Genomic DNA, 9,884 nt, shown 5'->3' with positions numbered 1-9,884 from the left:
CCTCGCCGGTGAGTTGCGCCGCTCGCGCGCTCCCGTACGTGACGTTCCGCTTCCGGCCGCCCTGTCCGCGTCGCAGATGCTGCGGATGGCCGCGGACCCGGACGGCTTCGCCCGCGAACTGGCCCGCCCCATGCCGCGCCCGCCGCAGCCGGCCGCCGCGCGCCGGGGCACGCGCTTCCACGCGTGGGTGGAGTCGCGCTTCGAGGAATTGACCCTTCCGATGCTGGGCCCCGACGAACTGCCCGGCGCGGACGACGGAGACGGCGTCTCCGGCGGCGGCCCGGACGCCGACGGAACGGCCGACGAACGCGATCTGGCCGCGCTGAAGGAGGCGTTCCAGCGCTCGCCGTACGCACACCGCACGCCGTACCGCGTCGAGGAGCCCTTCCAGCTCGAACTCGCGGGCCGCGTCGTACGGGGCCGCATCGACGCCGTGTACCGCGACATCGCACCCGACGGCACCGAGACGTACGACATCGTCGACTGGAAGACCGGCCGCGGCCGCGACGCCGACCCGCTCCAGCTCTCGGTCTACCGGCTCGCCTGGGCCGAGAAGCGCCAGGTGCCGCTCGCCTCCGTCGGCGCCGCGTTCCTGTACGTCCGCAGCGGCGAACTGGTGCGCCCCCCTGAACTGCCGGGCCGCACCGAGCTGGAGCGGCTGCTGACCGGTACGGACGACGAGCCGGGGCAGGGCACGGTCCCGCCGGACGGCGACGCCCCGGACCGTCCGGCTACGGACGCGGCCCCGGACACGGACGGGACCATGGACGCGGACGCCGCCCCGGCCACGGACGGGACCACGGATACGCAGGAGACCCCGGGTACGAACGGGAGCCGTCCCCCGTATGCCGGATAGGCTGCCCGCCATGAGCACCATCCCGGCAGCTCCGGACGACGCCGTCCGCGCCTGCGTCGACGACGGGCGCGCCGCCTTCCTCGACGACCTCGCGGAATGGCTGCGCATCCCGTCCGTCTCCGCCGACCCCGACCGCTCCGCCGACGTGCGCCGCAGCGCCGAGTGGCTCGTGGCGAAGCTGACCGCGACGGGCTTCCCCGTCGCCGAGATCTGGGATACCCCGGGCGCCCCCGCCGTCTTCGCCGACTGGCCCTCCGGCGACCCGGACGCCCCGACCGTCCTCGTCTACGGCCACCACGACGTCCAGCCCGCGGACCGCGCCGACGGCTGGCACTCGGATCCGTTCGTGCCGGAGGAGCGCGAGGGCCGTCTGTACGCGCGGGGCGCCGCCGACGACAAGGGCCAGGTCCTCTTCCACACCCTGGGCGTACGGGCGCACCTCGCCGCCACCGGCCGAACGTCCCCGGCCGTGAACCTCAAACTGATCGTCGAGGGCGAGGAGGAGTCCGGATCGCCGCACTTCTCCGCCCTGCTGCGGGAGCGCGCGGAGCGGCTGGCGTGCGACGCCGTGCTCGTCTCCGACACCGGCATGTGGTCCCGCGAGGTCCCCACCGTCTGCACCGGGATGCGCGGCCTCGTCGACTGCCAGATCGACCTGTACGGACCGGACCAGGACATCCACTCCGGCTCCTTCGGCGGCGCCGTCCCCAACCCGGCGACCGAGGCCGCACGGCTCGCGGCGGGCCTGCACGACGAGGCACGGCGCGTCACGCTCCCCGGCTTCTACGACGACGTGGTCGAACTGACGCCGCACGAACGCGAGTTGTTCGCGGAGCTGCCGTTCGACGAGGAGTCCTGGCTGCGTACGGCCCACTCGTACGCACCGCTCGGCGAGGCCGGGCACACCACCCTGGAGCGGATCTGGGCCCGTCCGACCGCCGAGGTCAACGGCATCTCCGGCGGCTACCAGGGCCCGGGCGGCAAGACGATCGTCCCCGCGAGCGCACAGCTCAAGCTCTCCTTCCGGCTCGTGGCCGGGCAGGACACGGAGAAGGTCCAGCAGGCGGTACGCGAGTGGGCCGCGCACAGCGTCCCGGACGGCATCCGGCACGAGGTGACCTTCTGGGGCGCGACCCGTCCCTGCCTGACACCGCTCGGGCATCCCGCGCTGCGTTCGGTCGTACGGTCGATGGAGCGCGCCTTCGGCCGGAAGGTCCGCTTCACGCGGGAGGGCGGCTCGGGTCCGGCGGCGGACCTCCAGGACGTACTGGGGGTACCGGTGCTCTTCCTGGGCGTCTCCGTACCGTCGGACGGCTGGCACGCACCGAACGAGAAGGTCGAACTGGACCTGCTGACCAAGGGCGTCGAGACCGCCGCCTACCTCTGGGGCGATCTCGCGGAGCACTGGAGAGCCTGAGCGTGCGCCCGCGGTGCCGTCGCAGAAGGCGCGGAGACGGACAGGCACAGAAAGCGCAGAAGGCACGCAGGCAGGCAGAGACGCTCAGGCGCCGGAGGCACAGCGGCGCAAGAGGTGCGGAAGGAAGCGCAGGATGCTCAGGAAGCCGAGGAGTAGGAAGCTGAAGTGACCACTCGGACCGACGCGACCACGGGTCCGGACGCAGGCCCCGCAGCAGGGGCGGACCGCCCGATCTCCCTCACGCCCACGGGCGGCATCGACCGCGCCGCCCACCACCGCATGGACGAGGCGTGGCTCGCGGCCGCCTGGAGCCATCCGACGACGCGGGTCTTCGTGGTCTCCGGCGGACAGGCCCTGATCGAGGAGACCGCCGAGGGCAGCACGGAACTGGTCATGATGCCGTCGTTCGACGCGCCCTTCACCGAGGCCCACCGCTACTTCCTCGGCGTCGACCCGGCGGGCGTGCGCTACTTCGCGCTCCAGAAGGACTCCCTGCCCGGGCGCATGGACGACATCGCGCGCCCCGCCGGTCTGCGGGAGGCCGGCGTGCTCCTCTCCGAACGCGACGCCGAACTCATGGCGCACGCCGTGGGGTTGGAGAACTGGCAGCGTACGCACCGCTTCTGCTCACGCTGCGGCGAACGCACCGTCATCGCGGCCGCCGGACATCTGCGCCGCTGCCAGGCGTGCGGCGCCGAGCACTACCCGCGTACCGACCCCGCCGTGATCATGCTGGTGACGGACGAGAAGGACAGGGCTCTGCTGGGCCGCCAAGTGCACTGGCCCGAGGGGCGGTTCTCGACGCTCGCCGGTTTCGTCGAGCCGGGGGAGTCGCTGGAGGCCGCCGTCGTACGGGAGGTCGCCGAGGAGGCGGGCGTCAGCGTGGGCGGGGTCGACTACGTGGGCAGCCAGCCGTGGCCGTTCCCCGCCAGCCTGATGCTGGGCTTCATGGCGCGGGCGACGTCGCCGGAGATCCGTGTGGACGGGGACGAGATCGAGGAGGCCCGCTGGTTCTCCCGCGAGGACCTCAAGGAGGCGTTCACCACCGGGGAGGTGCTGCCGCCCTCCGGGATCTCCATCGCCTCGCGCCTCGTGGAGCGCTGGTACGGGGAGCCGCTGCCCCGGCCGCCCGGGCGCTGAGGCGCGGGCGGGGGCGTGGGCGGTACGTACGGACGGACGGTGCGGCCGGGCCGCGTACGGGCGCCGGTTCCGGTGCCGGTACTCCGGTGCTCCGGCGCGGGTCAGGCGCCGACCTTCTCCTTCACCTGCGCCAGCGAGGGGTTGGTGAGGGTCGACCCGTCGGGGAAGAGCACCGTCGGCACGGTCTGGTTGCCGTTGTTGGCCTTCTCCACGAAGTCGGCGGACTCCGGGTCGTTCTCGATGTTGATCTCGGTGTACGAGATCCCCGCGCGGTCCATCTGGCCCTTGAGCCGACGGCAGTAGCCGCACCACGTGGTGCTGTACATCGTCACGTTTCCCGCCATGGGTCCTGCGCTCCTTCGCGTTCGTCGGTGACAAGGGGAACGTGTGAACGTACCGGAGCATTCCCGGGGCACGGGAGTCCCGTGAGCGTCGTATGACGATATGGGCCCGGCTGTGGACAGGCGTCCCGTCCGCCCCGCGGGACCTGACAGCATGGCGGGGTGACAGCAGCAACGGACTCCACTCTCTTCACCCACGACCAGGACGCGTTCGCGGGACCGCCGCGCGACGCGGACGCCGTGCTGGAAGGGCTCGACCCCGAGCAGCGCGAGGTGGCCACGTCGCTGCACGGACCGCTGTGCGTGCTCGCCGGCGCGGGCACCGGCAAGACCCGTGCGATCACCCACCGGATCGCGTACGGGGTGCGCGCGGGGATCCTGCCGCCCGCGAGCGTGCTCGCGGTGACGTTCACCAACCGGGCCGCGGGGGAGATGCGCGGGCGGCTGCGGCAGCTCGGCGCGGGAGGAGTCCAGGCCCGTACGTTCCACTCGGCGGCGCTGCGCCAGCTCCAGTTCTTCTGGCCGCGCGCGGTCGGCGGCGAACTGCCGCGGCTTCTGGAGCGCAAGGTGCAGCTCGTCGCCGAGGCCGCGGCCCGCTGCCGGCTGCGTCTGGACCGCAGCGAACTGCGGGATCTGACGGGCGAGATCGAGTGGGCCAAGGTGACGCGCACGGTGCCCGAGGACTATCCCGCGGTGATCGCCAAGTCCGGTCGTGTGGCGCCGCGCGACCCGGCGGAGACGGCCAAGGTCTTCGGCCTCTACGAGCAGCTCAAGCGCGAGCGTTCGGCGATCGACTTCGAGGACGTGCTGCTGCTGACGGTCGGCGTCCTCCAGGACCGGCCCGACATCGCCGAGCGCGTCCGCGCGCAGTACCAGCACTTCGTCGTCGACGAGTACCAGGACGTCAGCCCCCTCCAGCAGCGGCTCCTGGAGCTGTGGGTCGGGGACCGGGAGAGCCTGTGCGTCGTCGGCGACGCCAGCCAGACGATCTACTCCTTCACCGGCGCCACCCCCGACCATCTCCTCGACTTCCGCACCCGGCACCCGAAGGCGACGGTCGTCAAGCTCGTGCGCGACTACCGCTCGACGCCCCAGGTCGTCCATCTCGCCAACGGGCTGCTGTCCCAGGCGGTGGGCCGCGCCGCCGAACACCGTCTGGAACTGGTCGCGCAGCGCGAGGCGGGCCCCGAGCCGGTCTACACGGAGTACACGGACGAGCCCTCGGAGGCCGAGGGCACCGCCAAGCGCATCCGCCAGCTCATCGACGCGGGGGTGCCGGCCAGCGAGATCGCCGTCCTCTACCGCATCAACGCCCAGTCCGAGACGTACGAACAGGCCCTCGTCGACGCGGGCGTGCCCTACCAACTCCGCGGCGCCGAGCGGTTCTTCGAGCGCCCCGAGGTCCGTGAGGCCGGTGTGGCGCTGCGCAGCGCGGCGCGCTTCGGGGAGAACGACTCGCTGCTCGACGGGGCCGTCGGCCTCCCCTCCCAGGTGCGTGCCGTGCTCAGCGGCAAGGGCTGGAGCGACGAGCCTCCGGCGGGCTCCGGAGCCGTCCGCGACCGCTGGGAGTCGCTGATGGCGCTGGTGCGCCTCGCCGAGTCGCTCTCGGCGGGCCGCGCCGCGGCGGGCGGCGAGGAGCCGACGCTCTCCGACTTCGTGGCCGAACTGGACGAGCGGGCCAACGCCCAGCACGCCCCGACGGTCGAGGGCGTCACGCTCGCCTCGCTCCACTCGGCGAAGGGACTGGAGTGGGACGCGGTGTTCCTGGTCGGCCTCAGCGAGGGCATGATGCCGATCACCCACGCCAAGAGCGACGCCGAGATCGAGGAGGAGCGGCGGCTGCTGTACGTCGGCGTCACCAGGGCGCGCGTGCATCTCAACCTCTCCTGGGCGCTGTCCCGTTCACCGGGCGGACGCGGCGGACGCCGCTCGAGCCGGTTCCTCAACGGGCTGCGGCCCGGCTCCTCTCCGGCGGGACGAGGCACGGCCGGCGGCCGGGGCGGGATCGACCGCGGCGCCGCTTCCGGCGGGCGCGGACGCAAGCGTCGCGGCCCGGTGCGCTGCCGGGTGTGCGGCCGGTCGCTGACCGACCCCGGCGAGATGAAGCTGATGCGCTGCGAGGGCTGCCCGTCGGATCTGGACGAGGAGCTCTACGAGCGGCTGCGCGAATGGCGTTCGGACCGGGCCAAGCAACTCGGTCAGCCCGCCTACTGCGTCTTCACCGACAAGACGCTCATGGCGATCGCCGAGACCGTGCCCGACGGCGAGGCGGCCCTCTCCCGTATCTCGGGCGTCGGGGGCCGCAAACTGGAGCGCTTCGGGGCGGACGTCCTCGCGCTGTGCGCCGGCGAGGAGTTGGGGTCTGCCGACGGTGAGCCGGAGAGCGCCGAGGACGCCGGTCCCGACGCCGCGGACCAGCCGGAGGACGCGTCCTAGAGCGGCCCGGGACCGGGCCGCGGACCCGGCCTGGGGGCGGCCCCGCGGAGGACTTCCCGAAGCTTTTCCAGAGTCGGCGGAAAAATAGTTTGCGCCCGCTGTCCGTAGCCCCATAGCCTTCCGGACGTGGACAGGGCGGGGGCTTTCCGCTCCAACCCATCCATGCTGTACTGACTCTTGCACGTTTGCGGACCGGTTCGCGCCGGTCCCCCGAGTCGCCGAAAGGAGGCGAGCCCAGTGATCGACTACATCAACACCACCGAGATGACCGAGAACCCGGTCGTCGCCTCCTGCCTGCTCGCTTCCCGGAACACGGGCACCGCTGTGTCCCCCGTCATTCCCGGTGCCGGCGAGCGACCGGCGACGGCACTCGAGGTAGCGGCAGCAGTGGCGCAGGCAGCGGCCTTCGCGTTCGCCGTCGCGGCCGCGGGTGCCGGCGATGGCAGCCAGAAGACGAAGCACAACCCCATGTGGGCCTTCCGTGGGCTCGAACCCTGGAGAGATCCAGCCTGATCGGCGAGATCAGGTCGGCACCTTCCAGGGCCGCGGAACCCACACCGGGATCCGCGGCCCTTCTGTTTGCCCCCGACCGGCCACCAGCCGGGCCGACAAGACAACAGACATCGACAGACGAGGAACCGGCAGTGCACCCCGATACGCACACCCCGTCACCCACGACAGACCTGATGCCGCCTGATGCCACCACGGAGGACCTCGTGACCGCCCCGCTGATCACGCTCACCGAGCTCGACGACGCCATCGAGCGCCTGGGCGTGACCGTGCCCTGCCGCTCCTACGACCCGGAGGTCTTCTTCGCCGAGGCTCCCGCCGACGTCGAGTACGCCAAGACGCTGTGCCAGACCTGTCCGCTGCGCGAGGCCTGCCTCGCTGGCGCCAAGGACCGCCGCGAGCCCTGGGGCGTCTGGGGAGGCGAACTCTTCGTCCAGGGCGTGGTCGTGCCCCGCAAGCGTCCGCGTGGCCGTCCCCGCAAGAACCCGGTCACAGCATGAACACCGCAGGCACGATCGACCGCCCGTCGACGCGCGAACCGCAGCCGCGTCACCTTCCGAAGCAGGACCCGATGACAGCCGACTTCGACTCCACGGACCACACCGCGAACGACGCGAACTCCTCGCGTCAGAACAGGAACCGGCAGATGCAACTCATGCCTGAATCCCTGGCACGAGCCCATATGAACGAACGCCTGCACGAGGCCGAGACCGAACGCAGAGCGCTGCGTGTCTCATCGGCCCGCCGCCTCCAGCGCCGCGCCGAACGCGCTTCGCTGCGCGCCCGCAGGGCGCTGGCCATGGCGGTCATGCAGTGAACTGAACCGAGCGACCGAGGAGCCGGGGCACGCGCACGACGCCCCGGCTCCTCGCCGTATCCGGAAGCGGGGAGCGTACGGGCAGGGCGGCACGGCAGCAACTTGGCACGGAACCAAGCCGGTGCGGACTCAAAGCCGGTACGGAACCAAGCCGGTCGGTACGGATCAAGTTGGTACGGAATCAAGGCGACGCGGGAGCACGTCAGTTCAGCGGAGGTCGGGGCGCCGGGTGCCGAACTGACGCGGGCGGAGTTCGTCTCCTTCGCCGGACCCGCCGCCGAACGCGCCTACCTACCGCCGAACGCGCAGGCGCACCGGAGGAGTTGGGGGGGAGGGGGGAATCAGGCGGGGGTCTCGGCGGCGGACGACGGTTCCTCTGGGCTTCCCCCCGCCCCCACCCCCTCCCCAACACCCTCGTCCTCGTCCTCGTCCTCGGCGAAGCCCGGCACCCAGGCTTCCATCTCCTCCCGCATCCGTACCGTCGCCCCGAGTTGGCACAGCACACCGATCGTGCTCAGCGTCACGCGGTGTATCAGCAGATACGACGGCGGAAGGTTGAGCTGCTTGCCCAACTGGTGTGCGGGGGAACGCGGATCGGCGATCCGTGCTGCCTGTTCGCGCATCCAGCCCCGGTGGAAGCGGAACGAATCCGCCTGGGCGGGTTCGATCACCGGCACCAGATAATCCAGCACCGCGGCGGGCTCCAGCTCGATCGACTCCTTCACGAAGCCCTCGGCGCAGAGCAGTTCGTAGACGGCGTCGGCTTCGCCGTCGATGACCATGCGCAGCGCCGTGCCGATCACGGGCGGCAGCCCTCCCGGCAGCCGGTTGACGGTGCCGAAGTCCATCACGCCCAGCCGCCATTCGCCCGCACCGTCGCCGGACTCCTCCGCCGGCAGCAGACGGAAGTTGCCGGGATGCGGATCGGCGTGCAGCAGCCCCGTACGGGCCGTGCCGGAGCACAGGAACCGGGCCAGGAGCTGCCCCGCACGGTCCCGTTCCTCCTCGGTGCCCTCCGATATGACCTCGGCGAGCGGCACCCCTTCCATCCACTCCGTCACCAGCACCTGCGGACACTGGTGCACCACGTCGGGGATCACGACATCCGGATCATCCGCGAGCTCCTCCGCATACAGGCTCTGCGCCTCGGCCTCCAGGTCGTAGTCCAGCTCCTCGGTGACCCTCTCCCGCAACTCGGTGATCAGCGGCTTGATGTCCATACCGGGAATCAGGGGCCCCAACACCCGGGCGAACCGGCTCAATTGGGCGAGATCCGACACCAGTGCCTCTCCGGCCCCGGGGTACTGCACCTTCACCGCGACCTCGCGCCCGTCGTGCCACACCGCGTGGTGCACCTGCCCGATCGATGCGGCAGCCGCCGGCTGGTCGTCGAACTCCTGGAACAGTTCCAGCCATTCTTCGCCCATCTGCTCGGCCAGCACCTCGTGGACGGTGCTGGTCGGCATCGGCGGAGCCGCTTCCTGAAGCTTGGTGAGCGTCGCCCGGTAGGGCCCGGCTATCTCCTCCGGAAGTGCCGACTCGAAGACGGAGAGCGCCTGCCCGAACTTCATGGCACCGCCCTTCAGCTCGCCCAGCACCTTGAAGAGCTGCTCCGCGGTGCGCTGTTGAAGATCGTGACCCACGAGCTCGGCGGAGAGTCCTCCGATCCGCTTGCCGAGCCCCCAAGCGGAGCGCCCGGCGAACCCCAGCGGCAGCGCAGCGAGTTTGGCGGTCCGCGTGACTGCCTTACGGGGAAGATCGGACATGGGCCCCTCCAACTTCCGGACGGTTCGGCCTGGGCGCTTCGGCAGCGGCGGCCATCACGCCATTGTGACCTCTTCCGCCGCGTCCGCCGAGGGTGGGCGATCCGCTGTCACGGAAGCGGCACCACATGGACACTCGCGATGGGCGCTGAACTGCTCGGTGCTGCCCATGAGATGCGGCAGCGCGAACCGCGTCCGGTATCCGGCAGCACAGGCGCCGTCGCCGTCGAGGAAGCTCAGCGCATAGGAGGCGATGGCCCCCGCGACCACCGTCGCCAGCGCGGAGTCGCACGCCGCGACTCCCGAGCGCCGCCTCGCGGACGTCCGCCACTGGCCCACCACGAGCGGCCAGCTCGGCTCCCGTTCGGCCCGGCTGCGCAGTATGCACCCGGCGCACGGGGAGATCCCCGGCGTCACCAGCGGCCCCACGAAGCCGGTGCTCTCCACCACGCCGCCGTAGAGATGGGGCGTACCGGCTCCGACGAAACCCTCCGCCGCTCCCGGGTCCGGTGCGTAGGCGTCGAGGCCGTCACGCGGCGCGAGCACCACGAGCCCGGGCCGCCCTCGTACCCCGTCCCCGCGCCCCGCTCCGGCCGCCCGCGCG

At 71.7% G+C, this 9,884-nt stretch carries 9 protein-coding genes and 1 pseudogene; 7 read left to right on the top strand and 3 right to left on the bottom strand.

Annotation, left to right across the window (positions count from 1 at the left end):
• The 3 genes from AN218_RS16730 to nudC form a co-directional block, all read left to right on the top strand.
• Positions 1 to 856: PD-(D/E)XK nuclease family protein (locus AN218_RS16730; RefSeq protein WP_141747600.1), on the top strand; the 856-nt coding region annotated here is incomplete at its 5' end.
• A gap of 10 nt (positions 857 to 866) precedes the next feature.
• Positions 867 to 2,273: a dipeptidase gene (locus tag AN218_RS16725; RefSeq protein WP_070017690.1), complete on the top strand. Its 1,407-nt coding sequence runs from the start codon at positions 867 to 869 to the stop codon at positions 2,271 to 2,273.
• Between the two features lie 165 nt (positions 2,274 to 2,438).
• A complete protein-coding gene (gene nudC, locus AN218_RS16720; protein ID WP_070017689.1) occupies positions 2,439 to 3,413 on the top strand; it encodes an NAD(+) diphosphatase in 975 nt (324 codons plus the stop codon).
• Positions 3,414 to 3,514: 101 nt separating this feature from the next.
• Here the strand turns inward: nudC and AN218_RS16715 are convergent, their stop codons facing one another.
• Positions 3,515 to 3,757: a mycoredoxin gene (locus AN218_RS16715; protein ID WP_070017688.1), complete on the bottom strand. Its 243-nt coding sequence runs from the start codon at positions 3,755 to 3,757 to the stop codon at positions 3,515 to 3,517.
• 159 nt (positions 3,758 to 3,916) lie between these two features.
• Between AN218_RS16715 and AN218_RS16710 the strand changes: the two genes are divergently transcribed.
• The 4 genes from AN218_RS16710 (at position 3,917) to AN218_RS16695 (ending at position 7,517) form a co-directional block, all read left to right on the top strand.
• Positions 3,917 to 6,190, top strand: coding sequence for an ATP-dependent DNA helicase UvrD2 (locus AN218_RS16710; RefSeq protein ID WP_070017687.1), 2,274 nt, complete (start codon positions 3,917 to 3,919; stop codon positions 6,188 to 6,190).
• Positions 6,191 to 6,427: 237 nt separating this feature from the next.
• Entirely contained in the window at positions 6,428 to 6,703 is a 276-nt protein-coding gene (locus AN218_RS16705; RefSeq protein WP_079132248.1) for a hypothetical protein, read from the top strand.
• A gap of 131 nt (positions 6,704 to 6,834) precedes the next feature.
• Positions 6,835 to 7,200 carry a WhiB family transcriptional regulator gene (locus AN218_RS16700; protein ID WP_107421478.1) on the top strand — a complete coding sequence of 122 codons (366 nt, stop codon included), beginning with the start codon at positions 6,835 to 6,837 and terminating at the stop codon, positions 7,198 to 7,200.
• Complete coding sequence (locus AN218_RS16695) at positions 7,197 to 7,517, top strand: hypothetical protein (RefSeq protein WP_070017685.1); 321 nt, start codon at positions 7,197 to 7,199, stop codon at positions 7,515 to 7,517. The genes AN218_RS16700 and AN218_RS16695 overlap by 4 nt, the downstream gene beginning before the upstream one ends.
• Positions 7,518 to 7,858: 341 nt before the next feature.
• Here AN218_RS16695 and AN218_RS16690 read toward each other — a convergent pair whose 3' ends face one another.
• Both AN218_RS16690 and AN218_RS16685 read right to left on the bottom strand, forming a co-directional pair.
• A complete protein-coding gene (locus AN218_RS16690; RefSeq protein ID WP_070017684.1) occupies positions 7,859 to 9,283 on the bottom strand; it encodes an ABC1 kinase family protein in 1,425 nt (474 codons plus the stop codon).
• A 54-nt stretch (positions 9,284 to 9,337) separates the two neighbouring features.
• Positions 9,338 to 9,884, bottom strand: a pseudogene (locus AN218_RS16685) (ThiF family adenylyltransferase); the annotation flags it as partial.

It is taken from the genome of Streptomyces nanshensis (assembly GCF_001751255.1).
GTDB classification, from domain to species: Bacteria; Actinomycetota; Actinomycetes; order Streptomycetales; family Streptomycetaceae; genus Streptomyces; species Streptomyces nanshensis_A.
This window is presented reverse-complemented; position numbering and strand designations above follow the sequence as displayed.